The sequence below is a fragment of the Flavobacterium sp. 9R genome (assembly GCF_902506345.1).
Classification (GTDB): Bacteria; Bacteroidota; Bacteroidia; order Flavobacteriales; family Flavobacteriaceae; genus Flavobacterium.
Window position 1 is genome coordinate 3010762 of record NZ_LR733413.1, and the last position, 26720, is coordinate 3037481.

Annotated in this window: 24 protein-coding genes and 1 tRNA gene; 12 read left to right on the forward strand and 13 right to left on the reverse strand. The window is 37.1% G+C overall.

The window, feature by feature from the left end; genetic code table 11:
- Positions 1 to 45: 45 nt before the first annotated feature.
- Positions 46 to 1947, reverse strand: a complete 1902-nt coding sequence (locus tag FLAVO9AF_RS13360; protein WP_159689785.1) for a S9 family peptidase — start codon at positions 1945 to 1947, stop codon at positions 46 to 48.
- 358 nt (positions 1948 to 2305) lie between these two features.
- On the opposite strand from FLAVO9AF_RS13360, the gene FLAVO9AF_RS13365 reads away from it, so the two are divergent.
- The 4 genes from FLAVO9AF_RS13365 (at position 2306) to FLAVO9AF_RS13380 (ending at position 5754) form a co-directional block, all read left to right on the forward strand.
- Positions 2306 to 3418, forward strand: coding sequence for an FAD-binding oxidoreductase (locus tag FLAVO9AF_RS13365; RefSeq protein WP_159689788.1), 1113 nt, complete (start codon positions 2306 to 2308; stop codon positions 3416 to 3418).
- Positions 3418 to 4167, forward strand: a complete 750-nt coding sequence (gene mtgA / locus FLAVO9AF_RS13370) for a monofunctional biosynthetic peptidoglycan transglycosylase (protein ID WP_159689791.1) — start codon at positions 3418 to 3420, stop codon at positions 4165 to 4167. Before FLAVO9AF_RS13365 ends, mtgA begins: the two co-directional genes overlap by 1 nt.
- Entirely contained in the window at positions 4164 to 5108 is a 945-nt protein-coding gene (locus tag FLAVO9AF_RS13375; RefSeq protein ID WP_159689793.1) for a lipid A deacylase LpxR family protein, read from the forward strand. Before mtgA ends, FLAVO9AF_RS13375 begins: the two co-directional genes overlap by 4 nt.
- Positions 5109 to 5331: 223 nt before the next feature.
- Positions 5332 to 5754 carry a hypothetical protein gene (locus tag FLAVO9AF_RS13380; RefSeq protein ID WP_159689796.1) on the forward strand — a complete coding sequence of 141 codons (423 nt, stop codon included), beginning with the start codon at positions 5332 to 5334 and terminating at the stop codon, positions 5752 to 5754.
- 173 nt (positions 5755 to 5927) lie between these two features.
- Here FLAVO9AF_RS13380 and FLAVO9AF_RS13385 read toward each other — a convergent pair.
- Positions 5928 to 6001, reverse strand: a tRNA-Ala gene (locus FLAVO9AF_RS13385).
- Positions 6002 to 6129: 128 nt separating this feature from the next.
- On the opposite strand from FLAVO9AF_RS13385, the gene FLAVO9AF_RS13390 reads away from it, so the two are divergent.
- The 4 genes from FLAVO9AF_RS13390 to FLAVO9AF_RS13405 are packed head-to-tail and all read left to right on the forward strand — an operon-like array spanning position 6130 to position 8384.
- Positions 6130 to 6897, forward strand: a complete 768-nt coding sequence (locus FLAVO9AF_RS13390) for an enoyl-CoA hydratase/isomerase family protein (protein WP_159689798.1) — start codon at positions 6130 to 6132, stop codon at positions 6895 to 6897.
- 5 nt (positions 6898 to 6902) lie between these two features.
- Positions 6903 to 7076 (forward strand): hypothetical protein, encoded by a 174-nt coding sequence (locus tag FLAVO9AF_RS13395; protein WP_201296297.1) that lies wholly within the window; start codon positions 6903 to 6905, stop codon positions 7074 to 7076.
- A 33-nt stretch (positions 7077 to 7109) separates the two neighbouring features.
- Positions 7110 to 7562: a 6-carboxytetrahydropterin synthase gene (locus FLAVO9AF_RS13400; RefSeq protein ID WP_024982243.1), complete on the forward strand. Its 453-nt coding sequence runs from the start codon at positions 7110 to 7112 to the stop codon at positions 7560 to 7562.
- Between the two features lie 60 nt (positions 7563 to 7622).
- The gene (locus FLAVO9AF_RS13405) at positions 7623 to 8384 is read left to right on the forward strand and encodes a UDP-2,3-diacylglucosamine diphosphatase (protein ID WP_159689801.1); all 762 of its coding nucleotides are present in this window, start codon (positions 7623 to 7625) and stop codon (positions 8382 to 8384) included.
- 67 nt (positions 8385 to 8451) lie between these two features.
- Here FLAVO9AF_RS13405 and FLAVO9AF_RS13410 read toward each other — a convergent pair whose 3' ends face one another.
- From FLAVO9AF_RS13410 to FLAVO9AF_RS13435, 6 genes are all read right to left on the reverse strand, one after another.
- A complete protein-coding gene (locus FLAVO9AF_RS13410) occupies positions 8452 to 9717 on the reverse strand; it encodes an MFS transporter (protein WP_159689803.1) in 1266 nt (421 codons plus the stop codon).
- Between the two features lie 3 nt (positions 9718 to 9720).
- Positions 9721 to 11412, reverse strand: coding sequence for a single-stranded-DNA-specific exonuclease RecJ (gene recJ, locus FLAVO9AF_RS13415; protein ID WP_159689806.1), 1692 nt, complete (start codon positions 11410 to 11412; stop codon positions 9721 to 9723).
- Between the two features lie 194 nt (positions 11413 to 11606).
- The gene (locus FLAVO9AF_RS13420; RefSeq protein ID WP_159689811.1) at positions 11607 to 11954 is read right to left on the reverse strand and encodes a HopJ type III effector protein; all 348 of its coding nucleotides are present in this window, start codon (positions 11952 to 11954) and stop codon (positions 11607 to 11609) included.
- A 14-nt stretch (positions 11955 to 11968) separates the two neighbouring features.
- Complete coding sequence (locus FLAVO9AF_RS13425; RefSeq protein WP_159689816.1) at positions 11969 to 13024, reverse strand: NAD(P)/FAD-dependent oxidoreductase; 1056 nt, start codon at positions 13022 to 13024, stop codon at positions 11969 to 11971.
- A complete protein-coding gene (gene rsmI / locus FLAVO9AF_RS13430; protein WP_159689819.1) occupies positions 13025 to 13744 on the reverse strand; it encodes a 16S rRNA (cytidine(1402)-2'-O)-methyltransferase in 720 nt (239 codons plus the stop codon).
- A gap of 88 nt (positions 13745 to 13832) precedes the next feature.
- Entirely contained in the window at positions 13833 to 14735 is a 903-nt protein-coding gene (locus tag FLAVO9AF_RS13435) for a hypothetical protein (RefSeq protein WP_159689823.1), read from the reverse strand.
- 102 nt (positions 14736 to 14837) lie between these two features.
- Here FLAVO9AF_RS13435 and FLAVO9AF_RS13440 point away from each other — a divergent pair, with 102 nt between their 5' ends.
- On the forward strand, positions 14838 to 15431 hold the full coding sequence (locus FLAVO9AF_RS13440) for a thymidine kinase (RefSeq protein WP_159689826.1): 594 nt from the start codon (positions 14838 to 14840) through the stop codon (positions 15429 to 15431).
- 160 nt (positions 15432 to 15591) lie between these two features.
- Positions 15592 to 15678: an IS3 family transposase gene (locus tag FLAVO9AF_RS15800; RefSeq protein WP_159691109.1), complete on the forward strand. Its 87-nt coding sequence runs from the start codon at positions 15592 to 15594 to the stop codon at positions 15676 to 15678.
- Positions 15679 to 15729: 51 nt separating this feature from the next.
- Here the strand turns inward: FLAVO9AF_RS15800 and rpoN are convergent, their stop codons facing one another.
- The 4 genes from rpoN to FLAVO9AF_RS13465 form a co-directional block, all read right to left on the reverse strand.
- Entirely contained in the window at positions 15730 to 17193 is a 1464-nt protein-coding gene (gene rpoN / locus FLAVO9AF_RS13450) for an RNA polymerase factor sigma-54 (RefSeq protein WP_159689830.1), read from the reverse strand.
- A 95-nt stretch (positions 17194 to 17288) separates the two neighbouring features.
- Complete coding sequence (asnS, locus tag FLAVO9AF_RS13455; RefSeq protein ID WP_159689834.1) at positions 17289 to 18734, reverse strand: asparagine--tRNA ligase; 1446 nt, start codon at positions 18732 to 18734, stop codon at positions 17289 to 17291.
- A 270-nt stretch (positions 18735 to 19004) separates the two neighbouring features.
- The gene (locus FLAVO9AF_RS13460) at positions 19005 to 19487 is read right to left on the reverse strand and encodes a histidine phosphatase family protein (protein ID WP_159689837.1); all 483 of its coding nucleotides are present in this window, start codon (positions 19485 to 19487) and stop codon (positions 19005 to 19007) included.
- Between the two features lie 9 nt (positions 19488 to 19496).
- Positions 19497 to 21917, reverse strand: a complete 2421-nt coding sequence (locus tag FLAVO9AF_RS13465) for an RND family transporter (protein ID WP_159689840.1) — start codon at positions 21915 to 21917, stop codon at positions 19497 to 19499.
- Positions 21918 to 22296: 379 nt separating this feature from the next.
- On the opposite strand from FLAVO9AF_RS13465, the gene FLAVO9AF_RS13470 reads away from it, so the two are divergent.
- Both FLAVO9AF_RS13470 and FLAVO9AF_RS13475 read left to right on the forward strand, forming a co-directional pair.
- A complete protein-coding gene (locus tag FLAVO9AF_RS13470; protein ID WP_159689843.1) occupies positions 22297 to 23469 on the forward strand; it encodes a cation:proton antiporter in 1173 nt (390 codons plus the stop codon).
- Positions 23470 to 23547: 78 nt separating this feature from the next.
- Positions 23548 to 23877, forward strand: coding sequence for a multidrug efflux SMR transporter (locus FLAVO9AF_RS13475; RefSeq protein WP_159689846.1), 330 nt, complete (start codon positions 23548 to 23550; stop codon positions 23875 to 23877).
- A 162-nt stretch (positions 23878 to 24039) separates the two neighbouring features.
- Here the strand turns inward: FLAVO9AF_RS13475 and FLAVO9AF_RS13480 are convergent, their stop codons facing one another.
- A complete protein-coding gene (locus tag FLAVO9AF_RS13480) occupies positions 24040 to 26538 on the reverse strand; it encodes a DUF5686 family protein (protein ID WP_159689850.1) in 2499 nt (832 codons plus the stop codon).
- Positions 26539 to 26720: the final 182 nt, after the last annotated feature.

Here is a 26720-nt window from a genome sequence, read left to right on the forward strand (position 1 = left end):
ACTATAAAAAAACCTCGCAATTAGCGAGGTTTTTTTTGCGGGTAACTATAAGGTTTCTTTCAACCATTTGTAAAATTCTCTTTGCCAAACTTGGGCATTTTGTGGTTTCAACACCCAATGGTTCTCTTCTGGAAAATACAAAAAGCGACTTTTGATACCTCTTAATTGTGCCGCTTGAAAGGCTTCTTGCGATTGGCCAATCGGTACTCTAAAATCAATACCTCCTTGAATAATCAAAATTGGGGTATTCCATTTGTCTACCAATGTGATTGGGTTAAAAGTAGTGTAGGCTTTTTGCGCCACTTTATTATCTTTTTCCCAATACGCTCCTCCAAAATCCCAGTTGTTAAAGAAGACTTCTTCGGTGGTGCCAAACATACTCTGCGTATTGAAAACACCATCGTGGGCAATAAATGTTTTGAAACGATTGTTATGAATTCCAGCTAAATAAAACACAGAATAGCCACCATAACTAGCGCCTACACATCCCAGACGTGATTTGTCTACATACGATTCTTTAGCGACGTCATCAATCGCTGATAAATAATCGTCCATCACTTGTCCGCCCCAATCACCCGATATTTTTTCGTTCCATTCTTGTCCGTGGCCGTACATTCCTCTACGGTTTGGAGCTACCACTACATAGCCTTGAGCAGCCATCAGAGAGAAATTCCAACGGAAGGAATAGCTTTGCGTTAAAGGCGATTGTGGCCCACCTTGGCAGTATAACAACGTGGGATATTTTTTAGTTGCATCGAAATTCGGAGGTAAAATCACCCAAACCAACATTTTTTTACCATCTGTTGTGGTAACATAGCGACGTTCGGTTTTGCTTAACGCTAAAGAGTTGTACGTTGCTGTATTCACATTAGACAATTGTTTCCAAGTGTTTTTCTTTAGATTATAAGAAAAAATTTCAGCAGCGTGATTCATATCGGTTCTTGTGACCAAAACTTGGTCGCCAGAAAAGCCAATAATATCGCTTACATCAAAATCACCTTTGGTAATTTGGCTAACGGTTACCGCAATTCTAGTCATTCCGGGGAAGTTCACTGCAAACAATTGTTTGGTACCGTCTACGGCGGCTACAAAGTAGATGTTTTTTCCGTCTGGATTCCACATAAATTGGTCTACACTTCCGTCCCAATTGGCGGTAAGGTTCATTTTGAGGCCTTTGAAATCTACAATGATGTCGTTTTTATCGGCTTCATAACCATCACGTTTCATTTGCAACCAAGTCAAGTGACCTGCAGGTGAAAATTGAGGAGCCGTGTCGTACCCTAAATTACCTTCGGTTCGGTTGATGGTTTTACCGGATTCGAGTTGGTATTCATAAATATCTGTATTCGTAGAAATGGCATATTGAGTACCTGCTTTTTTCTTGCATACGTACAAAATGCTTTTGCTGTCTGGTGACCAAATATAATCTTCGTCGCCACCAAAAGGTTTTTGTGGGCTATCGAAATTTTCTCCTTTTAGGATATCCATTCCTGTAGCGCCGTCTTTATTTTCTTTGTAAAACACGTGGTTGAATTTGCCTTCATTCCAAGTGTCCCAGTGGCGGTAATCGAGTCCGTTGTAGATTTGTACATTTGATTTTTCCAGTTCAGGATAGAAATCTTTTCCGTGTACTTTGTCGATTTTTACTTCTTCGTTATAGACAAGATATTTTCCATCAGGTGAGGTGTTTTTGTCGTTTAGCAGACCTTTGGTGTCTTTAATTTCAGTGGCATTTCCGCCTTCGATGGAAAGTGAATAGAACTTAGAGCTGGATTTGTTCTCGGCTACTGAGGGTGTAGCAACTTTATAAATGACGTTTTTTCCGTCTTTTGAAAGGCCTAGAGGTGTTACTCGACCTAGTTTCCAGAGTAGCTCGGGAGTCAGTGTGTTTTGAGCCATTGTTGTCAAACTCATCAGGGATAGGGTTAATAAAAGAATCTTTTTCATTGTTTTCAATTTTAAAAGGTAAAAATAATCATTTAAATCGACTTGTTTTGGATAGTAGTCTCATTGCTCGCTTTAAAAACAAAATGCCTTGTAAAATAAATTAATTTGCCACGGATGCTACTGATGAAGCAGATTAGAACGGATTCTAATTAGTTTATATTTATTGTGAACCGTGTTCCATTTTGAATTTTATTGTTGGCGCTGATTTAATTCTGTAAATCAAATATCTTGTGGTGCACTTAGTTTTAGCCCAGATGGGAACGGCATCCTTTTCTATTTTTCTTTAAAATAGAAAAGATACAGTGGACAGCTGGAAATAGCTCCAAAAAATACCTATTTTTATAAAAATTTTCGAAAGATGCATTTGAGTTATTGGGAAATAAAAAACTGGTTTACTGATGTAGATTACACGATTGTGGGAAGTGGAATTGTGGGATTGCACGCCGCATTGCGTTTGAGAGAGCGATTTCCTGCTGCCAAAATATTGGTGCTAGAGAAAGGAATGTTGCCCCAAGGTGCGAGTACAAAAAACGCTGGTTTTGCTTGTTTTGGAAGTCTTTCGGAGATTGTAGAAGATTTAAAAACACATACCGAAGAAGAGGTAATTGCTTTAGTGCAAAAGCGTTGGTCGGGTTTGCAATTGTTGCGCAAACGGATTCCTGATGCGGTTTTGGATTACAAACCTTTTGGCGGGTATGAATTGTTTTTAGAAGAGGAAGAGAGTTTGTACACCGAGTGTGTCAATAAAATGGCTTTTGTCAATGAAATTCTGAATCCTATTTTTAGAGGTTGCGTTTTTACGAAGGAAGTGGACCGTTTTGGATTTAAAGGGACAAAAGAATACTTGATTTTTAATCCTTTCGAAGGACAAATTGATACAGGAAATATGATGCAAGAACTGTTGCGTCAAGCCGTAGCGGCCAATATTTTGATTCTGAATCAGCAAACAGTTACGGGGTTTGAGGATAAGGGTTCAAGTGTTGAAGTAGCTTTGGGTGATTTTAGTTTTGTGACCCAAAAGTTATTGTTTGCTACCAATGGTTTTGCAGCAGAATTGACACAAGGACAAGTAAAACCCGCACGAGCTCAGGTGCTGATTACAGAACCTATTCCGAATTTGGACATCAAAGGAACTTTTCATTTGGATCGCGGGTATTATTATTTCAGAAATATCGGTGACCGAATTTTATTAGGCGGAGGACGAAACTTAGCTTTTGAAGAAGAAACCACTACCGAAATGGGACAAACCGAAATTATTCAAAAAAAATTGGAACAATTATTAAAAGAAGTAATTTTGCCAAATCAAGATATTGAAATTGCACACCGTTGGAGCGGAATTATGGGAATAGGCGCTAGCAAAAATCCTATAGTAACCAACTTATCCCAGAATGTATATTGTGGGGTTCGTATGGGCGGAATGGGTGTGGCAATTGGCAGTTTAATAGGAACCGAATTAGCAGATTTAGTATAATGGCAACCAAAATTACCCCAAAAAAGACAACTTCAAAAAAACCAGTCAAGAAGCAGGATGCTAGTTTTGGAAGTAAAGTGAAACGCTTTCTTTTCAAAGCAATGCTTTGGTTTTTTGGGCTTTCTATCTTTAGTGTGGTAGTGTTTAAATTCGTTCCCGTTCCTTTTACGCCGCTGATGGTGATTCGTTTTTTTGAAAACGTAGCCGACGGAAAAGAGAATCATTTTAGCCACGATTGGGAACCCATCGAAAATATTTCTATGAATTTGCAAAAAGCCGTGATTGCCAGTGAAGACGGTACTTTTTTGAGCCATAATGGTTTTGATTTTTTGGCGATGCAAAAAGCCTATAAAAGCAACGAAAGAGGACGAAGAATAAAAGGCGGAAGCACCATTTCGCAGCAAACCGCCAAAAATGTCTTTTTATGGCAAGGTAGAAGTTACTTGCGCAAGGGATTAGAAGCTTATTTCACGGTACTAATCGAAATTATTTGGGGTAAAAAACGCATTATGGAAGTCTATTTGAACAGTATCGAAATGGGCGATGGGGTCTATGGAGCCCATGCAGCCACCCAATATTGGTACCGAAAAGATGCGTCGAGTTTGACCAAAATGCAAGCTGCAGGAATTGCCGCTATTTTACCCAACCCACGCAAATACAAAGCCACAAGTTCTTCTTCTTACATCAACAATCGAAAAGCCAAAATCGTACGCGTAATGTCACATGTTGGTACTATAAACTACAAATGAGACCAGTAAAACTCTTGTTTTTGCTGCTGTTAGGGACTTATTTTTTGGGTTCAGCACAAACTTTCGATAGCAAGCAAGTGGGAGTAGAACTCGACAATGATTTGTATGCTTCTGTAAAAAATGATCGCTATTATACCAATGGAATTACGCTGTTTTATGCGTATTTAAATCAAAAACAATCTCCAACTTTATTAAAAAAGACTACGGAATTCCGATTAGCACAATACATTTACACTCCAAGAACCCGATTGGCTAACGCCATTAAAGACAACGATCGCCCTTTTGCCGGTTATTTGTTTGGCGAAGCCAATCAAACGTTTTTTATGGCAAACAATAGCGTTTATCAAGGAGCGGTACAGCTAGGCTATGTAGGTCCCAATTCGTATGCCGAAGAAATGCAAAACGGATTGCACGATGCTTTTTCGTTGCGCCATGTGGAAGGTTGGCAAAACCAAATCAAAAATACCTTTGCGTTGCAAACCCAATTTCGCTTTTCCCAAAAGTTTTTTCCAAACGGGACCACTCCTCATTTTGATGTTCATTTTCAAGGACAAGCAACTTTAGGAACCGTGCAAACGGGCCTTAATTCTGGTTTTTTTGCTAGAATAGGTTTGAAAAATTTGCAACCCATAGCCCATTCTAATTTTTATAGTGGCGGCGTTTTAGGCACTACCAAAACAGAGGAATTGTATTTTTTTATCCACCCTAGTTTGCAGTATCAAGCTTATGATGCAACGGTTCAAGGCAGCCTTTTTGGGACGCAAAGCCCCGTAGAATTAGACCTGATTCGTTGGCGCTGGCACACTGCCGTGGGCATCAAGTACCGCTACAACCATTTCAATTGTCATTATACTTTTTTTTACCGCTCCAAAGAGGTCAATCATCCTGTCAATACTGGCTATTATTATGGCTCGATTGGGCTAACTTACAGCTTTAGGTAATTGATGAGGAGCACCACGTTTCCTTTTCATAACCACGCCTCGTCCTGCTCTACGCTATATCTTTGCTTTTTTAAAGGAAAAAAGCAAAGGATGCCGCTGGCGATCAGGGCTAGATAGGACTTTTTGTTTTTCAGAAGTACGATTTTAAGTTTAAATTTTATCTTATAATAGTAAAAATTGATTAATTTTATGTTTCTAAAATCTAAAAATCAACACTTTAGCTATGAAAAATTTCATTTTAACATTCGTCTTATTACTGTGTTCTGCAATATCATCAAAAGCACAAATTTCTTTAAATGATGTGAATAAGGCAACAGCAGTTGGTAGTAAAGCAGCGCTATCCTCATTTGATGTAAGTGGTGTTAGTTCTCAAATTCTGGGTACTTTAAAACCTAAACTCAACTTGACACCTGAACAAGTGCCTCAAGTAACTTCAATTGTTACCGAACTGTTGAATAAAAAGAAAAATGCATTGCCAATGATGGCTTCAAACAAAGCAGGATATAACTCTGTAATGTCTGGCATACAGAGTGCTTTCCCTTCAAAAATGAAAACTGTTTTAAAAGCTCAGCAATATGCAACTTTACTTGGATTAATGCCTAAGTCTCCAAGTTCAACAAATATTTTGTCGAAGTTATTGTTTTAGCTATTTATTTGGTTTCTGATTACAATAACCATTTATAAATGCTGTTGTGAGCATTAAGAACTAGCAGCAAATTTGTCTATAATTATTGGTGTTTTTTACGTTTAATACTTCTAGTTTTTCTAAACACTCAATAAAAAAAAGCCTTAAAAACATAAGTTTCTAAGGCTTTTTTGTGGAGAAGATGGGGCTCGAACCCACGACCTCTTGACTGCCAGTCAAGCACTCTAGCCAACTGAGCTACATCCCCATGACTATGTCGCAAATATAGTATTTTAATTAATGAATACGCAAATTTATACTTCACAAAAATGCTTTCGCTGCAAAAAAAGAAGTGGGTTATGGAAATAATTTTAACTTTACGCTAAAATAAAAAGTATGTCACAAATGATTGCCTCAGGCACACTTACCACAACGATTGCCAATGGTATTGCAACACTTACCTTTGGTCACCCCGCCAGTAATTCTTTTCCTAAAGCCCTTTTGCAGCAACTCACAACCGCGATTCAGGAAGTAAGTACTAATGATGCGGTTCAGGTGGTGGTACTACAGAGTGAAGGTACAGGCGTTTTCTGTGCAGGTGCTTCTTTTGATGAACTTTTAGCGGTGAGTACAGAAGCAGAAGGAGCGATTTTCTTTTCAGGATTTGCACATGTTATCAATGCGATGCGTACTTGTCCAAAAGTGATTATTGGTCGCATTCAAGGCAAAGCCATTGGAGGTGGAGTTGGTATTGCTGCTGCTTGTGATTATACCTTGGCTACTCGTCAGGCTAGTATCAAATTATCAGAGCTCGCCATTGGAATTGGTCCTTTTGTGATTGAGCCAGCAGTGAGTCGTAAAATAGGAAAAATGGCAATGTCCCAAATGACCTTGGCGGCTCAAGAATGGAAATCGGCTGAGTGGGCACAACAACAAGGTTTGTATGCCGCTATTTTTGAAACCCTTCCGGAATTAGACGAAGCCGTGCAACAAATGGGTACACAATTAGCGAGCTATAATCCAAAAGCTTTACTTGAAATCAAGAAAGTATTTTGGGAAGGCACCGATCATTGGGCAACTTTATTGCTAGAACGTGCCACGATTTCCGGGCAATTGGTGCTTTCTGATTTTACTAAAAACGCTTTACTTCAATTTAAAAAATAACGACAATGACCCCTTTTTCTTTACTTCAAAAAGTAGATGTAGCCAAAAAAATAGCCCAAGCTCCTGATAAGAGTTATGAAATAGGAGTGGTAATTGGCTCGTATTTGCCTTTCGTGATTTTGGTTGGATTTGCTTATTGGATGTATTACCGAGCAAAAAAAAGAGACGAAAACCGCTAAAATTCCTTAAATTTGCTGCCAAATTCAATACAGATGAGTAATATCAGAATCACCAAAAAATTTAGTTTCGAAACCGGTCATGCTTTATATGGTTATGATGGGAAATGCAAAAATGTACACGGACACAGTTACAAGTTATCAGTAACCGTAATTGGCTCTCCTATAACCGATCGATCGAACGTAAAATTAGGAATGGTGATTGATTTTACCGATTTGAAAAAAATCGTAAAAGAAGAAGTAGTCGATCAATTTGACCACGCTACTGTTTTCAACCAAACGACTCCTCATATTGAATTGGCTAAAGAATTAAAAGACCGTGGACATCATGTGATTTTGGTCGATTATCAGCCTACCAGCGAGAACATGATTGTTGATTTTGCGGCAAGAATCAAAAGCCGATTGCCAGAAGGAATTAACCTATTCTCATTGAAATTGCAAGAAACCGAATCTTCTTTCGCAGAATGGTTTGCCAGCGATAATGTATAGGAATAGATACCTTTCAAGTTTCATCCCAAAGTTTCTGGACCAAATTCCAAATTAAATTGCATGACTTCAATCTCCAAAAAAATATATTTTGCTTCCGATCAACATTTTGGTGCACCTACGCCTGAGTTGAGTTTTCCTAGAGAACAAAAATTTGTAGCTTGGCTAGACGAAGTAAAGAAAGATGCCGAAGCTATTTTTTTATTGGGTGATTTATTCGATTTTTGGTTCGAATACAAAACCGTGGTTCCCAAAGGATTTGTTCGCGTTTTAGGTAAACTGGCCGAGATTCGCGATAGTGGTATTCCAATTTATTTTTTCGTCGGGAATCATGATTTATGGATGAACGATTATTTTGAAAAAGAACTGAATATTCCGGTTTTTCATGACAATCAAGAATACACTTTTCATGGAAAAACCTTTTTAGTAGGACACGGAGACGGAAAAGGACCTGGAGATTTAGGATACAAACGCATGAAAAAAGTGTTTACCAATCCGTTCTCTAAATGGTTGTTTCGTTGGTTGCATCCTGACCTAGGAGTTGGACTAGCGCAATATCTTTCGGTAAAAAATAAGTTAATTTCTGGAGCCGAAGATGTTACTTTTTTAGGTGAAGACAACGAATGGTTAATTCAATATGCCAAACGAAAACTAGAAACCAAGCATTACAATTATTTGGTTTTTGGACACCGTCATTTGCCAATGAAATACACCGTTGGAGAAAACGCCGAATACGTCAATCTAGGCGATTGGATTACTTATTTTACGTACGGCGTTTTTGATGGGACTACTTTTGAAATCAAAAAGTGGGAGGGAACCAATTAAGAAACTACCACTTGTTGAGGCTGCTAATAATCCTAATATTTTGCTTTTTTTGATTTCGTTTTAATTGCTATTTTTCGTGAGCTTCTAAATCTTTTTGTAAATCCAGCTTTCTAAAAGTAGGGGATACGAATCCAGTTACCAATACCGTAAGCAAGGTCATACTTCCTCCAAAAACTACTGCCGTTACCGTTCCCATTAGTTTTGCCGTAACACCACTTTCAAAAGCACCCAATTCATTAGAAGAACCCACAAAAATGGAGTTCACTGCCGAGACGCGTCCACGCATATCATCGGGTGTTTTGAGTTGTAAAATCGTTTGGCGAATCACCACTGAGATACCATCAAAAATACCACTAAAGAACAACGCAACCACGGAAAGCCAATACAAAGTAGAAAGTCCAAAGACGATAATACACACTCCGAACCCAAAAATAGCGATCAAGAGTTTCATCCCCGCATTTTTATTCATAGGCACATAAGCTGATACAAACATCGTTATAAAAGCTCCTACGGCTGGCGCAGCTCTCAAAACACCAAATCCTTCAGGGCCGACTTTTAAAATGTCTTGGGCAAAAATAGGCAACAAGGCTACCGCTCCGCCAAACAAAACCGCAAACATATCTAGTGAAAGTGATGATAAGATAGCTGGATTGTTGAATACAAATCGCACACCCGCTTTCAAACTTTCCTTAACGGGTTCACCAATTTTTTTATTCAAAATAGGTTTCGATTCAATTTGAGTTAAAGCGATTATTGAAAAAATTGAAAAAGCAATTACAATGCATAACGACCAATGTACACCAATCCAATGAATAGAAAAACCCGCTACAGCTGGACCTACTACTGAACCAACTTGCCATACAGAAGAGCTCCAAGTGGCAGCGTTAGAATAGGCTTTTTTGGGAACAATTAGTGACAAAAGTGAAAAAATGGTAGGCCCTAAAAATGAACGTACGATGCCACCTAGAAATACCATAAAGTAAATGGCATACAAAACAGTATCCATATTCCAACCTGAGACGACAGGAGGCCAAGTTAATAAAAACAAACCGATACTAATGATTGAAAAGCCAACAATGCATTTAAAGAGCAAACTTTTTTTCTCTTTTTGATCGACAATATGACCTGCAAATAGCGCCATCGCTACTGCTGGAATAATTTCCATAAGGCCAATAATTCCTAGCGATAAAGGATTTTTGGTTAAGCTATACACTTGCCATTCAATAATGATAAATTGCATGGACCAGGCAAAAACCATAGCAAAGCGTAACAATAAAAAAGTATTGAATTCTTTATAACGCAAAGCAGCGTACGGATCGTTTTTTGTTTTCATTTTTTAGTTTCTAATGTCTTTCAATCGCAATTGTAATTCTATTTTGTCATTCCATTCATTTTCGTCTATGCAATAAGCGGCCTCGAAAAGTTGTTTGTTTTTTACTATTGCATGTTTGTTTCCTAATCCAAAACCAATTGCTGGAATTCCCTCCGAATTATTTTGACGTACAAATAGTTTCAGATGTTCTTCTTCTTTTCCCATAGGTTTTCCATAACCAGTATCAAAGACATTGTTGGAAACAAAAACGGGCGTCATATTTTGAGGACCACAAGGCTCAAATTGTTTTAAAATGCGTGTAAATTTAGGGGTAATTTCTCCAAAACGGACAACAGCATCGATAGAAAGTTCGGGTTGTAGTAATTCGGGGGCAATGGTTTCTTGAACTACTCTTTCAAAGGCCTCCTTAAAAGCAGTATAATTTTCTGGTTTTAAGGTCATTCCTGCAGCATACATGTGGCCTCCAAATTGTTCCAAATGTTCTGCACAAGCTTCGAGCGCATTGTATACATCAAATCCTTTTACGGAACGGGCAGATGCGGCATATTTATCGCCACTTTTGGTAAACACCAAGGTAGGACGATAGTATGTTTCTATCAATCGTGACGCTACAATTCCAATCACGCCTTTGTGCCAAGTTTCTTGAAACACTACCGATGTAAATCGGTTTTGTTCGCCATTTTCTTCAATTTGGTTCAGCGCTTCTTTCGTAATTTGTTGGTCCAAATCTTTGCGTTCGGCATTATAGGCTTCAATTTCAGAGGCAAATTGCTGGGCTTGTTCAAAATCAAATTCGGTCAACAATTCTACAGCATGATTTCCGTGTTTGATGCGACCCGCAGCGTTGATTCGCGGCGCAATTATAAAAACTACATCCGTAATATCGAGCGTTTTTTTCTTGAGTTGATGTGTCATCGCCTTAATTCCAGGACGAGGGTCACTATTAATTACTTGCAATCCAAAATATGCCAAAACCCTATTCTCTCCAGTCATCGGAACAATATCAGCAGCAATGGCTGTTGCAACCAAGTCAAGATACGGAATCAAATCATCAATGGTTTGGTCGCGGTTTGCTGCCAACGCTTGAATGAGTTTAAAACCAATGCCACAACCACACAATTCGTCGTACGGATAGTCGCAATCTTCTCGTTTCGGGTCTAAAATTGCTACAGCATCAGGTAATTCATCTCCAGGACGGTGGTGGTCACCAATAATAAAATCGATATTCTTTTCTTTGGCATACGCTACGTGGTCAATAGATTTTATCCCACAATCTAGCGCTATAATTAGCGAAAAACTGTTGTCATCGGCAAAATCAATTCCTTTAAACGACACGCCATAGCCTTCGTCATAACGATCCGGAATATAAGTAGCAACATTGGGGTAAAAACTTTTCAAATAGCCCGAAACCAAAGAAACTGCCGTTGTTCCATCCACATCATAATCCCCAAAAACCAAAATATTTTCCTCGTTTTCTATGGCTTTTTCAAGTCTTGCCACCGCTTTGTCCATATCTTTCATCAAATACGGGTCATGCAAATCGTTTAATGAGGGGCGAAAAAATTGTCGTGCTTCCTCAAATGAAGAGATGCCTCTTTGCAGTAATAATGAGGCAATCGTTCCAGAAACTTGTAAGGCAGTCGCTAATTCATTTATTTTTTCTTCTTCAGGTTTGGGTTTGAGTGTCCAACGCATAATGATTTTGGTTTTTAAGATTTAAATTTTGGCGGATAGGTATAAACACTATTAATTGTCTTCTGTTTTTTTTGGCGTGCCCCTACGTAAAAACTTCGGGTCGGGTTATCCGTTGCAATCTTTTGCTACATTCCATTTCGCAAAAGGATTTCCACTACTACCCCTCACGCGATAGATGTTTTAGCTAAGATATTTTAGGATTTTAATGTCAAAGGCTCTCCATAAAAAGCTATGCCATCCCACCCTGTTTTCATAAAATTACGAATGTTTTGATGGTCTGTACCTTCTGGATTTTTCAATACATCTTCAGTGTAATAAGCCCCAAAACAAGCTAATGTAGCCTCTTTAGATAATTGCTGTAATTCAGCAAAAGCAAACAATTTGCAAGAGCCGTTGTTCTCGTTAGCGGCATTATGTTGTAAGCCGTTTTCGAAAGCTGTTGGTTCAAAATCATAATGGGCTTCAATAACCGCGATAGTTTCTTGAAAGGTAATAGCGTTTGGGGTGTTTTTTAATTTTTCTAAAAAAGCAGGTATAGTCATGATTAAATTGATTTTTAATTAAAATAAGTACTACAATAGTATGCCGCTTGAATAGCTCCTTCCATATAACCAGGATGTTCTCGGGCGGTTTCTGAGCCAGAAATAAAAAAGCGGTTGTCAAAAAGTGGGGTTGTATAAATAGGGTGCCCGTTGTTTTGGTGCGCCATAATCAAAGAAGCGTAAGGGGCAAAAGTGAAAGGTTCCTCTCTCCAAACTTTTTCGAAATAATGGGTAGCATTTTTTACTTCGTCTCCCAAAATACGTTGCAATTGGTTTTCTATTTTTTGTCTTCGTTCTTCAAGGGTTAATGTTGAGGCACCTCCATTTAAGAAACCTTTTAATGCATAAAAAGTCTTGTCGTTTGTACTGTGGTCGTACATTTCTTGTACCCAATTCACATGGCTAAATACCGTCCCCGAATATCCTTTTTCTTTCCAGAACGGATGTTCGTAGACTAAGCCAAATTTTATAGATTCACCCATCCAAGTGTGCGTTTTTTGGGCGATTGCTGTCAAATCAAGCGGTAATTCTGGTTCAAATTGCACGGTACCCACCAATAAATTAGGGGGTAAAGTGCTCACTACATAATCTGCTTCAATTTGTTTACCACTAGTGGTCTCAATGATAATTTTTGATTGGTCATATTTGATTTGACGCACCTTTTCATTGAGCTGTATCGAACTTGAATCAAGATTCTTCTCTAAAGCCGCAATTAGTTGGAAGGTTCCGCCATCAATTCTGTAGGAAGGAGCTTCGTTATCAGGAATTGAAAAACGTTGAGGTTCATAAGCATTTGATGTTTCAAAAAAAGAAACTCCCGAGGTATATTGCTTGGTATACGAAATATTAAGTTCTTGTAATAAATGTAAGAGTTTATGATGGGTATCGTTGCACCAAGTGGCTCCCATTTCAATGCTTCCTATTTTGTCTGCATAGCGCGTATCTATTCTTCCGCCAATACGGTTATTGGCCTCAAGTACAACAGACTTTATGCCTTTTTTCTTGAGTAAATACGCTAGCGTAAGACCACACAAACCAGCTCCAATGATATGAACTGTAGGTTGTTTCATTTAGTCGGTAGTGTTTTCTGAAAATTTACTCTTTTTGGTTTCTTTGGTTATCGGTTTTCCGCCAAGCACCACTACGATTTCGCCTCTAGGTGCAGTTTTTTCAAAGTGAGCCAGCACTTCTTTTACTGTTCCGCGTACGTTTTCCTCATGCATTTTAGATAATTCTCTCGAAACACAAACGGGACGGTCTTCACCAAAATAAGTAACAAATTCACTTAAAGTCTTTACTAATTTGTGAGGAGAAACATAAAGAATCATGGTTCTTGTTTCTTCGGCCAAAGCCAAATAACGGGTTTGTCTTCCTTTTTTGTCAGGTAGAAAACCTTCAAAAACAAATTTGTCATTCGGTAAACCACTATTTACTAAAGCGGGTACAAATGCGGTTGCGCCTGGCAGACATTCTACCGCAATACCGTTTTCTATGCATGCTCTAGTAATCAAAAAACCAGGGTCCGAGATGGCGGGTGTTCCAGCATCCGAAATCAGAGCGATGGTTTCGCCTCCTTGCAATCGACTAATTATGTTTTCGATGGTTTTGTGTTCATTATGCATATGATGGCTGTGCATGTGCGTGCTAATCTCAAAATGCTTGAGCAATTTGCCACTGGTTCGGGTGTCTTCGGCCAAAATCAAATCGGCTTCTTTAAGAATGCGAATCGCTCGAAACGTCATGTCTTCGAGGTTGCCAATTGGAGTGGGTACGATATATAGTTTAGACATATTTTAAAAAGTTAAAACACGAAATCCGCAAGAATACGAAGTTCGTGTTTGATGATGGGGTATTGAATTATTTAGTGAGAAGAACCAATTACAAGAATTTCTTCTCTACAATTTCCATAAATCGATTCGCATAATCGTCTTTTCCTTCCCAGTTATTATAATCTGGTTTTACCATTTCGTCAATAAACGTTTTGGTTTCATAGAAATTATTAAAACTATTCAACTGACTCAACACACGATTATAGTCTTCATTACTATTGCCAAAAAGATGTTTTACAAAACCTATGCGGTCATTCAAGTCAATTGAAATTCCTTTGGCTAGTTTGTCATTCAATGATTTGGGTTTGTCTTCTTTTTCTTCAGTGAGCGTTTCAACTTTATCAAACGCCAAATCAAAAGCTGTGGCTGTATTGGTTTTACTAGTTTCAGTACTGTCGACTTTTACGAATTGTGCTTCGGAATAGTTCCCGCCCAATAGCTCTTCAAATGAAATTTGAACGGCTTCATTTTTCTTTTGTTCAATTGCTATGCTCGGTTGCGTTGCTGTCTCATTTATGACTTCTGATTCATCTGTAGATGGAGCAAAAGATATAGGGTTTTTTTCTTCAATTTCGTTGGTAGCTGTTTCGCTAGTAATCGCCTCCAAAATGCTGTCTTCGGGAGCAATATTGTCTAGCAATTGGTCTACAATTGAAACCGTTTCAATGGCAGCATTTTGCTTTTGAACTTCAGTTTCTATTACAGCTTCAGTTGTTGGGATTTCCGTTTTTATTTCAGGTAAATCAAAAGCTTTCTCTATTTCTGCTTCTATTGCTGCCTGACCTATGGTTGGTTTGATATCCCCTAGATTTTCTTCGACAAACTTTAAAATCGCCAGTTTTTCGTATAGTTTTTGGGTTTCTAAGAACAGCACATTCACATCCGATTTGTTTTTAAGTTGTAGAATTCTGTGCGCAATGCTAACTAAATCAGCCTCCAATCTTTTTTTCATAACTTTTGGTATTATAGTGAGTAGGGTGTGTCTTTTTTAATAAATTTGTTCCCATTACAAAGTAATAAAAACTATTCATTTTTAAAGGTAGAAAAATACAAAATGTTTCTCGAAAATACAGTAAATCATAAAGAACAATTTGGTTGGATAGAAGTCATATGTGGCTCAATGTTTTCGGGTAAAACAGAAGAACTCATTCGCAGGTTGAAACGAGCTCAGTTTGCCAAACAACGAATTGAAATTTTTAAGCCTTCTATCGATACGCGCTATCACGAGGAAATGGTGGTGTCGCACGATGAGAATGAAATACGTTCTACACCAGTTCCTGCTGCTGCTAATATTGCACTTTTGGCGCAAGGGTGTGACGTTATTGGCATTGACGAAGCTCAATTTTTTGATGACGAAATTGTTAGGGTCTGTAATGATTTAGCCAATCAAGGAATTCGCGTAATTGTGGCTGGGTTGGATATGGATTTTAAAGGGAATCCTTTCGGACCGATGCCTGCTTTAATGGCTACAGCGGAGTATGTAACCAAAGTACACGCAGTGTGTACTCGAACAGGAAATTTAGCAAATTACAGTTTCAGAAAAACAGACAATGATAAACTCGTTATGCTTGGGGAAACAGAGGAATATGAACCCTTAAGTCGCGCTGCTTTTTATCACGCGCTGCACGACGATAAAGACAAAAAATAATATAGCACTATAAAAATCCCAACAACTCTAGACTGCCCCCAAAAAGTTAGACACTATTTGGGGGTATTTTTATGGAAAGAAAAGTCAGATATGATGCTTCATTTAAACTTGAATGCGTAAAATTAGTATTAGAAAAACATTATTCGTGCAATTATAATATATAAACTATTACAATAACGACAGAACCAAGTCCAATTTAAACAAAATGAGCCCGACTAAATATCGAGCTCATCATTATCAAAATTAATTATAAATTTGTCCAAACTTTTGGGTTCAGTCTACTCGTTGGGATTTTTTATTACATTTTCTTTCTCATTCTTGCCACTGGAATATCGAGTTGTTCACGGTATTTGGCTATGGTTCTTCTGGCAATTGGATAGCCTTTTTCTTTTAAAATTTCGGCCAATTGGTCATCGGGAAGTGGTTTGTGTTTGTCTTCTTCTTCGATAGTGTTTTTTAGAATTTTTTTGATTTCTAAAGTTGAGACTTCTTCTCCTTGGTCGTTCATCATCGCTTCTGAGAAAAATTCTTTAATCAATTTGGTGCCGTAGGGTGTTTCTACATATTTGCTATTGGCCACCCTAGAAATTGTTGAAATATCAAGACCAACCAAGTCTGCGATGTCTTTCAAAATCATTGGTTTTAATTTGGTTTCATCGCCATCTAAGAAAAATTCTTCTTGGTAATGCATAATGGCGTTCATCGTTACAAAAAGTGTTTCTTGACGTTGACGAATAGCATCAATAAACCATTTCGCCGAATCTAATTTTTGTTTGATAAACTGAACGGCTTCTTTTTGTTGTGTCGATTTGTCTCTAGAATCTTTATACGTTTGCATCATTTCTTGATAGTCTTTAGAAACGTGCAATGATGGAGCATTTCGCCCATTCAACGTTAATTCCAATTCACCATCCACAATTCTGATGGCAAAATCAGGAACAATATTTTCGGTAACTTTACTGTTGCCTGCAAAAGAACCTCCTGGTTTTGGATTCAGTCGCTCAATTTCGTATATCGCTTTTTTTAATTGTTCGTTAGAGACACTGTATTTTTGCATCAATTTATCGTAGTGCTTTTTGGTAAAAGCATCAAACTGATTCTCGATAATATCAATGGCTAATTCAATATATTCTGTAGGTGTTTTATGTTTGAGTTGTAGGAGCAAACATTCTTGTAAATCTCTGGCGCCAACTCCTGTGGGTTCCAATTCGTGAATAACGTGAAGAAGTCTATCTACATTTTTTTCATCGGTATAGATTCCTTGTGTAAAGGCTAAATCATCTACAATATCAGGAATGCTTCTTCGAATGTAACCCATATCATCAATACTACCCACTAAGAATTCTGCGATTTCTCGGTCTTCTTCGTTGAGAATAAAAGTATTGAGTTGATTGATTAAGTCTTGATGAAAACTAATTGGAGCAGCATAGGGACTTTCACGGTCTTCATCGTCGTCGCTATAATTATTGACTTGCGTTTTGTAATCTGGGATGTCGTCACTACTTAAGTAATCATCAATATTGATGTCATCAGCTTCTATTCTATCTGATTCTGCATCATCATAATCGTCGTAGTCTTCAGATTCAAATTCGTCTTTCTCGTAGTCGTCTTCTTTGCCTGCTTCTAGAGCCGGATTTTCGTTCATTTCTTCTAACAAACGTTGTTCAAATGCTTGCGTAGGCAATTGAATTAACTTCATCAACTGAATTTGTTGTGGAGATAATTTCTGTGATAATTTTAAATTTAAAAATTGCTTTAGCATTTTTTTTAATAGTTTAAAGGTTTAAGGTTTAAAGGTTTAAAGTTGTTGTATTGTAGGAAACAACTTTAAACCATTTTAAACAACAGTAAACTTTTTTAAAATTCCGCATTCATTGGTGTTCTTGGGAAAGGAATTACGTCACGAATATTGGTCATTCCAGTTACAAACAATACCAATCTTTCGAAACCAAGACCAAAACCAGAGTGTACCGCAGAACCAAAACGTCTGGTATCTAAGTACCACCATAATTCTTCTTCGTCTATACCTAAGGTTTTCATTTTTTCTACCAAAACATCGTAGCGTTCTTCTCTTTGTGAACCTCCTACGATTTCTCCAATGCCAGGGAAAAGAATATCCATTGCACGAACTGTTTCTTTTCCAGGCTCTGTATTGTCGTTCAAACGCATATAAAATGCTTTGATGTTGGCTGGATAATCAAACAAAATCACTGGACATTTAAAGTGTTTTTCCACCAAGTAACGTTCGTGTTCTGATTGTAAATCAGCGCCCCATTCGTTAATAATATATTGGAATTTTTTCTTCTTGTTCGGAGTTGAATTTCTCAAAATATCAATTGCTTCCGTATACGAAACGCGTTTGAAATTGTTTTCCAATACAAAGTTCAATTTCTCCAACAAAGCCATTTCACTTCTTTCGGCTTGTGGTTTTGATTTTTCTTCTTCTAACAAACGTCCTTCTAAGAATTTCAAATCCTCTGGACATTTATCCATTACATATTTAATAACAAATTGAATGAAATCCTCAGCCAAATCCATATTGTCTTCCAAATCATTGAAAGCCACCTCTGGTTCAATCATCCAAAACTCTGCTAGGTGACGAGAAGTATTTGAGTTTTCAGCTCTAAACGTAGGACCAAAAGTATAAATCTGACCCAACGCCATTGCGAACGTTTCTCCTTCTAATTGCCCAGAAACCGTTAAGTTGGTCTCTTTACCAAAGAAATCTTTTTTGTAATCTACTTTTCCTTCCTCAGTTCTTGGCGTGTTGTCAAAAGGCAAAGCGGTAACTTTAAACATTTCACCCGCACCTTCAGCATCCGAACCAGTAATGATTGGCGTATTCACATACACGAAACCTTTCTCCTGAAAATACGTGTGCACCGCGTGAGCCAAAACCGAACGTACGCGCATAATCGCGCCAAAAGCATTCGTTCTTACTCTCAAATGCGCATTCTCACGCAAGAATTCCAAAGAGTGTTTTTTAGGCTGCATTGGGAATTTCTCCGCATCTGAGTCACCCAAAATTTCCAATTGCTTTACCTGAATTTCATATTTCTGACCAGCACCTTGACTTTCTACTAACGAGCCAATAACCGAAACGGCAGCGCCAGTCGTAATGCGTTTTAATGTCTCATCTGGTGTATTTTCAAAATCAACCACACACTGAATATTATTGATAGTCGACCCGTCATTCAGCGCAATAAACTGATTATTTCTAAACGTTCTCACCCATCCTTTTGCATTAACCTCCTGAAGTATCGTTGTACTGTTTAATAAGTCTTTAACTTTTGTGTGTTTCATCTTAATTTTAGATTTTTAGATTTAAATACGCGCTCAAAACAAAAATCGGTGCTTTAAGCGTTATGCAAATATAATTGTTTTGTGTTTATTTTTTAGGAGCTATTTCCCGCTTTTCGTTACAATCTTGTTCAATAAATACTATTTTTCTAAGCCCAAAAAGGAGCTTCCGCTGGTCGCTCTTTTTCGTCAAGAAAAATTAGTCTTTATTTTCACAAGGATTTCCACTACAATCGGGGCTAGGGCAGTCGTGGAAACCAGTCGTTTCTAGGTTTACAACCCTTGCAGCAATTGGTGACTTAGCTCATTTCCGCTAATTGTAATGATGTATAAATTTCCAAAAACAGTATCGTCAATTGGAGCATACACCTTTTGATTAATGATTCTATTCACTAAATCAGGTGTCGTATTGCTATGGCCTACAATCAAAATAGCTTGACCTTTGTGTTCTTTTTTGAGTTGTTCAAGGTCGAGAGTTTTTGGGTCATATTTTATAATCTCCAAATTTTTACTAGTGGCAGTTGGTGTAGCGGTTTGTACCGTTCTCAAAAAATCAGTACTGTACACCGCCTTTAGTGGAACTTGCGCTAGAATCGTTTTCCAATGTTCAGCGCGCTCCAAACCTACTTTTGACAAATCAGGATTTTTAGAATTGTCTACTTTTTCGGCGTGACGAATCAAGTAAATTGTCGTCGTTTGGCCAAAAGCGCCAAGCGTTAAGAGCATAAAAGCGAAAACGTATAAAATCTTTTTCATAGCAGCTATTTATTTTTTATCGTTAGTGAGCGAGTCAATCTCTTCGTCAGAACGCTCGATGATGTCAATCTTAGGTTCAATAAATTCTTGTTCATTGGCCAAGGTTTTGTTCAAAGTCAACACCAAAGCTGGAAGCAACATCAAATTCGATAACATACCAAATAGAAGAGTCAACGAAATCAATCCACCTAGTGCAATGGTTCCTCCAAAACTAGACAACATAAACACCGAAAATCCAAAAAACAACACTATCGAGGTATAAAACATACTCAATCCCGATTCGTTAAACGTAGCATACACTGATTTTTTGATTTTCCAGTTGTTCTTCTTCAATTCCTCGCGGTATTGCGACAAGAATCGGAGGGTGTCATCTACCGATAGACCAAAGGCAATTCCGAAAACCAAAATAGTCGAAGGTTTTAAAGGGATATCCAAAAAGCCCATCAAACCAGCCGTTAAGAATAAAGGCAATAAATTAGGGATGATAGAAACCAATATCATTTTGAACGAACGGAACATAAATCCAATCAAAAGCGCCGTTAAGAAAAAGGCAAAAATCAGCGACGAGAGCAAGTTATCAAGCAAGTAGCCCGTACCTTTTTGAAATACCAAAGCTTTCCCCGTTATGATGACATTGTAGCGTTCTTTCGGAAACAATTTATCGGCTTTCTTTCTAATTTCGGCCTCGATTTTAGCAATTTGGTCTCCGTTTTCATCACGCATAAACGTGGTGATTCGGGCATATTGACCAGTGCTATCTACATAGCTTTTCATTAAATTTTCTTTGCTATTGGCTGTAGCATTTTTGGCATACGAAAGGATAAAAGCTTGTTCTTGCGACGTTGGCAATTCATAATAATCAGGATTGCCATTATAGTAAGCTTGTTTGGAATATTTCACCAAATTCACAATCGAAATAGGTTTCGATAATTCGGGAATTTCCTCAATCGCAGTTTCTAGTTCTTCCATACGTTTTAGAGTAGATAATTTCATTACTCCTTTTTTACGTTTGGTGTCAATCATTATTTCGAGAGGCATCACGCCATCAAATTCTTTTTCGAAGAAAACTATATCTTGAAAGAATGCTTCTTTTTTAGGCATATCTTCAATCAAACTACCCGAAATGCGCATCTCATAAATACCGATAATACTGAATATTAGTAACGCTATTGAAGCGACATAAATCGAGAAACGATTGGTTTTGATGGTTTTAAGAATCCAATCCATAAATTTTTTCACGGAACCTCTGTCCAAATGTTTGAGGTGTCTTTCTTTAGGAGGATTCAAGTAACTGTGAAAAATTGGAATCAATATTAAACTCAAGAAAAACAAAGCCATAATATTGATTGAGGTTACCACGCCAAATTCCAACAGTAAATTATTGTTCGAAGCGACAAAAGTGGCAAAACCAATGGCTGTGGTCAAGTTGGTCATCAAAGTAGCCATTCCAATTTTGGTGGTGACTCTTTGCAGGGCTTTGGCTTTATTGCGGTGGACTTTAAATTCTTGATGGTATTTGTTGGTCAAGAAAATACAATTCGGAATCCCAATCACAATAATCAATGAAGGAACTAGAGCCGTCAAAATAGTAATTTCGTAATTGAATAGTCCCAGAAAACCAAACGACCACATTACTCCAATCACAACAATTACGATAGAAATTAAAGTCGCTTTGAAACTTCTAAAAAAGAAGAAAAACAATAAAGAAGTAATCAATAACGAAGCGCCAATAAAAATACTAATCTCGTCGGTAATCGTTTTGGCATTCAACGTTCGAATGTAAGGCATCCCCGAAACGCGAAGGTCAATTTTGGTTTCTTTTTCAAAAGTGGTTATCGCAGGGATTAATTTTTCTAAAACAAAGGTTTTACGAGCCTTAGTATTCACGATTTTTTTGTCCATATAAATCGCCGAGCGAACACTTCCAGACCGTTTGTTGAACAATAATCCTTCATAAAAGGGAAGGTCATTGAACAACTCTTTTTTGATGGTTTGCAAATATTTTGGATTGAGAGCTTTCGATTCGTCTACAAAAGGAACCAATTCGAATGTTTCTAAAGCTTCGTTTTTTTGTAGTTTTTTCAAATCATTGAGCGAAACCACCAAGTCTACCTCCTGATTTTGTTTGATGGTATTCATCAATTTACTCCAAGCGGCATAGGCTTTTGGCGTAAAAAAAGTGGAGTCTTTTACTCCTATAATTATCAAATTCCCCTCTTCTCCAAATTTGTCCAAAAAGGCATTGTATTCTACATTTGCAATGTTGTCATCGGGCAACATATTCGCTTCGGTAAACGTAAAATGAATATTTTTCCATTGCAGTGCCAAGAAGACGGTAATGGCTGCAATGATAGAGAGCATTAAAATTCTATTTCTAAGGACAATACGAGCGATAAGTTCCCAAAATCCCAAACTAAACCATTTAATCATTTTCTGTATTTAAAAGGGTGCAAAGGTAACGAAACCTCGATTAAAAAAGGTAGGAAATCCTTGGTTTGATGGCAGTTTTTTTGAAAGCTTTTTGGTTTTTATTAATTTATTGTTCTTAATATTTGAAATAGTATCTCTAATTTTTTGCATTTCTCCAATATGTAAAGAATTTCATCATATGCTTATGTGTTGGAAGAAAAAGCTTCTTTATAATTAAATCCTACTTTTTATGTGAATATGTTAGTTTATACATTAGAATTTATTTTATTTTTTAAAATTGAAAAAAAAACAGTTGGGTTATAATTTATACATTTTGTTTCGCCACCTTTGCAAAACTATTTTTTATTAGAGTTACTATCAATACAATATACTATAAGCAATGTCCTCATCTATTATTATTACTATTTGTATTTTATTACTTTTGGCTTATTTTTTTGATATTACTTCTTCAAAAACTAAGATTCCATCTATTGTTTTATTATTAATATTAGGATGGTTTGTTAAACAAGGAACAACACTACTTCATATAGTAATACCCGATTTAAATCCTATTTTGCCTGTAATTGGAACTATTGGACTTATTTTAATTGTATTAGAAGGTTCTTTGGAATTGGAATTAAAAAAATCGAACTTGTCATTAGTTAAAAAATCATCTATTGTAGCATTTTTCCCAATCTTTTTGTTAAGTTTTGGATTAGGATATGCGTTTTACTATTTCGGCAATATCTCATTCAAAGAAGGTTTGGCCAATGCTATCCCTTTAGCAGTAATTAGTAGTGCTGTTGCTATATCAAGTGCAAAAAATTTAATTAGTTCGCAAAAGGAATTTATAACTTATGAAAGTAGCTTGTCGGATATATTTGGAGTGCTTTTTTTTAATTTTATAACCTTACATACAATAATTGATTTGGGTTCATTTGGAGTCTTTTTTTTAGAGATGATTTTTATAGTTATAATTTCATTTCTTGCAACATTAGGATTGGCTTATTTGTTAAGCAAAATTACTCATAAGGTTAAATTTGCTCCTATTATTTTGCTAGTTATTTTGATTTATTTTATTTCAAAAGAATATCATTTGCCTGCTTTATTTTTCATTATGTTCTTTGGTTTGTTTTTAGGGAATTTAGATGAATTAAAGCAACTGCCATTTATTGAAAAACTGCATCCGGAAGTTTTAAATAAAGAAGTAATGAAGTTCAAAGAATTGGTTGGAGAATTCACTTTTTTAATTAGAGCTCTGTTTTTTTTATTATTTGGTTTTGTTATAAAAACTTCTGAGTTATTAAATCATAAAACAATAATTTGGGCTATTTTTATCACGGTTAGTATATTTATAATACGTGCTATTTTTTTAAAATTAGTTAAATTACCGATAGTGCCTTTGTTGTTTATAGCGCCTAGAGGTTTAATTACAATACTTTTATTTTTATCTATACCTGCTAATCAAACTATTGAGTTGCTGAATAACTCTTTACTTATTCAAGTTATTATTTTAACTGCTTTTTTTATGATGTTTGGATTAATGTTTTCGAAAAAAAGAGATGCAAAATAGGAGCTTAATGTAAACTTGTCGATTCCTGAAGCGTTTGGTTGAGCGGAGTTCCTTCGGTATTAATCATAAAACCATAGTATGAACTGGATTTTATTACTAATTGCTGGCCTTTTCGAAGTAGGATTTACCACTTGTTTAGGCAAAGCCAAAGAAACACAAGGCACCGAAGCTACCTACTGGTTTCTCGGTTTTTTGGCCTGTCTCACCATCAGTATGTCCTTAGTTTACAAGGTCACACAAACCCTCCCCATCGGAACCGCTTATGCCGTTTGGACAGGAATAGGCGCTGCAGGAACCGTTCTCGTCGGACTTTTGGTCTTCAAAGAACCTGCTACTTTTTGGCGTATTTTCTTCCTGCTTACCCTCATTGCCTCTATTATCGGACTAAAAATGGTTTCCGAACATTGAGTTAAATTGGGGCGTGCCACCATAAAACAAAGAGAGCCATTCAACTAACTATTGAATGGCTCTCTTTGTTTTATGTTGTCGGGCTCTACGCTATATCTCTTGGGGCGAACCCCGCCCCAAGAGGATGCCGCTTCTATCCCTCACGCAAAACTTTGCAAATTATCAAAATCCCAAATTCAAAATAAAGCTAATTTTCACCGCAATATTATCTTGGAATTTTGCCAATTGATTCGGGCCATAACGGTAAAAACCACTTAGCCCGATGCCGTTATAAATTTGGCTCAACTCAATTCCCGATTCAAAAAAACCATCGCGTAGGGTTTTGTAATTAATGCCAACGTGCTGTTCTGGTTTTTCCATATCGCCCCATCCCATACGGCTCACAAATACCAAGTTGGGTTTCACTTTTTTCAACAAATGAATGCGATTAAAACTGTGCTTGAACTGAAAATAAGCAAACTTACTCGAGAAAAATTCATTAAAAAACATCGTTTCGAAACTGTTTTTACCTGCAAAAGTCACACGCTGAATAATCGTTTCTTTATTCAAATTATTCGGAGACGTATTGTACAAATGCGTCAAAGGCAAGTCGCCAATAGTATAGCCTGCTTCAAATAGCAAACTGGTTTTTTGACCGTTCAAGTAATTCTTTTGATATTCGGTTCTAAAATCGATTTTGCTAAACTCAAAATCATTGTTGCCCACGTTGGGTAATGATTTGGTAAATTGAAACGTAAATTTGGGATACCTTTTTTCGGTTTCAATTCTTCCCGTTGGCGTTTGCATATAATCACTAAACGGATTCCAACGCAACGAAACCATAGCCGTAGTCAAATTGTATTTCGTAAAAAGTTTGCCGTCTAGATTATAGGCATAATTAAACTTTGGCTCCACAAAAGTATTCGAGAGTTCCCAAATACTTTCCGTTTTTGGAATAAACTTGGTTTCCACACCCGTTTTCCACGTTTGATAATGGTAAAAAGTACTAATGTTGATAGGTCTTGGGTCGTAAATTTTGAACGCTCTTCGGTCAACAGTCCAAGTAGTGCTCGCTATTTCTCGCACATCATCCGTAAATGAAACGCCCCACCAAGTATTCGAAAACTTATTGATTCGGGTACCAATGCCTAAACTGTATTTAAAAGTCCCGTCTTTTGTGCCATAAGCGCTATAGCCTTCTATTTTCCATTTTTTAGAAAAGCTATCATTGGTGATGCCGCCAACTCCTAATCGAAAACCTTCGTAGTTGTTGAAGCTTACAAACTTTCTTAAATCAAAATCAATCACACTAATGGGCACATACCCATTGATAATTTTTCTACCAAACAGCAGTTTGCTTTCAATGCCATTTTTTATCGAAATGCTATCGACAGCTGCATAGGTTTTTTGACTGCGCAAATCCAACTTTTCTTTTCTATACGCTTCCCAAAAGGCATCCGTTTGATTGATAGCGTCTTCTTGTATGTCAATCGCTATCATTGGCTGTTTGATTTTGACAGCTTTGTTGTATTCTATATCAAAATTGTAGCTTTTGGAAATCAAATAACTAATATCGGTAGCTTCCTTTTTTCGCGGTTTGAATCCTTGTTCAACATCGCCATCAAACTGTATGGTTCCACCAAGAATTTTAATGTCATCATCGCTTTTTCCTTTTACAATTTGGAACGTCTTAGCCGAGGGGAACCAAATTTTTTCGGTAGGCAAATACACAAATTCGTGAGTCCCGCTGATATCCAACACACCTTTTATGCGCATAATGGCTTTTGCAATCGCATAAGAATTCGTGTCTATGTACAAAACGCCTTCTAGTCCTGTGGCATTTTTCTTTTTCTTGTTTTTGAAATAAATCATATAGGTAGTCCTGCCGTCAATGGCTACCGAATCCAGTAGTTTGTAGTTGTAATACTCTGGCGCGTCATCGGCTATGGGACTATTGTATTTGGTTTCAAACAACTCATATTTGGGTTCATAAATCGAAAAAGATTGCAAATTGAACGCGATGATTTCATAAATCGGTTGCTTGAAGCCAGCCATTTTTGTTCCTAAAATGACTTCTTTTAAGTGGGTATTTTGGTACTGAAAAAGCGATACTTTCTCCGTTTGAAACAAATGCTGCTTGCTGATGATTTCTTTAAATTTGTAGTTAGAAGAATCTACTTTTACGAGTTCTCTACCATACGTTTTGTCTACAAAAACCGAGTCGATTTTTCCATTAATAGAGTCAGGATTGGCGGTAACTAGGAGTTTGTTATAGGATTTAAATGAAAAACTATTGTTTTTTTGCTGCGGATTGTTGACTGTTTTAGCTGCTATGGCTTTTCGAATAATTTGCAAAGCATCATTTTCTTTAGGAATCAAGACTTCATTCAAATCATTGGACTTTTCTTGTAAGGCCACTACATAAAACGTTTTGTTGGGCATAATGATTTGTTGGAAGGGCGTGTAACCCAAATAAGAAACCGTAAAATCCGAAATAGGATTTGGGCTCAAGAGCTGGAATTTTCCGTCTACATCCGAGATGGTTTGTACACCCGTGTTGCTCGTAATGCTCGCAAAAGGCAAGGGTTGATTGGTCTTCGCGTCTTTCACCAAACCATTCCATTGGAATTGCGCCTGCAGGGAGAACGTAAAAAGTAGCAACAACCAACTCAATTGCTTCATAAAAGTGTGTTTTGAACCCAAGCGATTTTTGTATTAGATTGACAAAAATAGCATAAAAAAACCGTCTCCAAGATACTTTTGGAGGCGGTTTCGTTTATGTTTGTTGTGAAAGTTACACTTTCATAATTTCGGCTTCCTTAACGGCTAGCAATTCATCGATTTTTTTGATGAAGATAATCTAT

Bases quoted from the DNA above. Each gene is read 5' to 3' on its own strand.
- FLAVO9AF_RS13360 (WP_159689785.1), bottom strand. From the start codon at position 1,947: ATGAAAAAGATTCTTTTATTAACCCTATCCCTGATGAGTTTGACAACA.
- FLAVO9AF_RS13365 (WP_159689788.1), top strand. From the start codon at position 2,306: ATGCATTTGAGTTATTGGGAAATAAAAAACTGGTTTACTGATGTAGAT.
- mtgA (WP_159689791.1), top strand. From the start codon at position 3,418: ATGGCAACCAAAATTACCCCAAAAAAGACAACTTCAAAAAAACCAGTC.
- FLAVO9AF_RS13375 (WP_159689793.1), top strand. From the start codon at position 4,164: ATGAGACCAGTAAAACTCTTGTTTTTGCTGCTGTTAGGGACTTATTTT.
- FLAVO9AF_RS13380 (WP_159689796.1), top strand. From the start codon at position 5,332: ATGAAAAATTTCATTTTAACATTCGTCTTATTACTGTGTTCTGCAATA.
- FLAVO9AF_RS13390 (WP_159689798.1), top strand. From the start codon at position 6,130: ATGTCACAAATGATTGCCTCAGGCACACTTACCACAACGATTGCCAAT.
- FLAVO9AF_RS13395 (WP_201296297.1), top strand. From the start codon at position 6,903: ATGACCCCTTTTTCTTTACTTCAAAAAGTAGATGTAGCCAAAAAAATA.
- FLAVO9AF_RS13400 (WP_024982243.1), top strand. From the start codon at position 7,110: ATGAGTAATATCAGAATCACCAAAAAATTTAGTTTCGAAACCGGTCAT.
- FLAVO9AF_RS13405 (WP_159689801.1), top strand. From the start codon at position 7,623: ATGACTTCAATCTCCAAAAAAATATATTTTGCTTCCGATCAACATTTT.
- FLAVO9AF_RS13410 (WP_159689803.1), bottom strand. From the start codon at position 9,717: ATGAAAACAAAAAACGATCCGTACGCTGCTTTGCGTTATAAAGAATTC.
- recJ (WP_159689806.1), bottom strand. From the start codon at position 11,412: ATGCGTTGGACACTCAAACCCAAACCTGAAGAAGAAAAAATAAATGAA.
- FLAVO9AF_RS13420 (WP_159689811.1), bottom strand. From the start codon at position 11,954: ATGACTATACCTGCTTTTTTAGAAAAATTAAAAAACACCCCAAACGCT.
- FLAVO9AF_RS13425 (WP_159689816.1), bottom strand. From the start codon at position 13,024: ATGAAACAACCTACAGTTCATATCATTGGAGCTGGTTTGTGTGGTCTT.
- rsmI (WP_159689819.1), bottom strand. From the start codon at position 13,744: ATGTCTAAACTATATATCGTACCCACTCCAATTGGCAACCTCGAAGAC.
- FLAVO9AF_RS13435 (WP_159689823.1), bottom strand. From the start codon at position 14,735: ATGAAAAAAAGATTGGAGGCTGATTTAGTTAGCATTGCGCACAGAATT.
- FLAVO9AF_RS13440 (WP_159689826.1), top strand. From the start codon at position 14,838: ATGTTTCTCGAAAATACAGTAAATCATAAAGAACAATTTGGTTGGATA.
- rpoN (WP_159689830.1), bottom strand. From the start codon at position 17,193: ATGCTAAAGCAATTTTTAAATTTAAAATTATCACAGAAATTATCTCCA.
- asnS (WP_159689834.1), bottom strand. From the start codon at position 18,734: ATGAAACACACAAAAGTTAAAGACTTATTAAACAGTACAACGATACTT.
- FLAVO9AF_RS13460 (WP_159689837.1), bottom strand. From the start codon at position 19,487: ATGAAAAAGATTTTATACGTTTTCGCTTTTATGCTCTTAACGCTTGGC.
- FLAVO9AF_RS13465 (WP_159689840.1), bottom strand. From the start codon at position 21,917: ATGATTAAATGGTTTAGTTTGGGATTTTGGGAACTTATCGCTCGTATT.
- FLAVO9AF_RS13470 (WP_159689843.1), top strand. From the start codon at position 22,297: ATGTCCTCATCTATTATTATTACTATTTGTATTTTATTACTTTTGGCT.
- FLAVO9AF_RS13475 (WP_159689846.1), top strand. From the start codon at position 23,548: ATGAACTGGATTTTATTACTAATTGCTGGCCTTTTCGAAGTAGGATTT.
- FLAVO9AF_RS13480 (WP_159689850.1), bottom strand. From the start codon at position 26,538: ATGAAGCAATTGAGTTGGTTGTTGCTACTTTTTACGTTCTCCCTGCAG.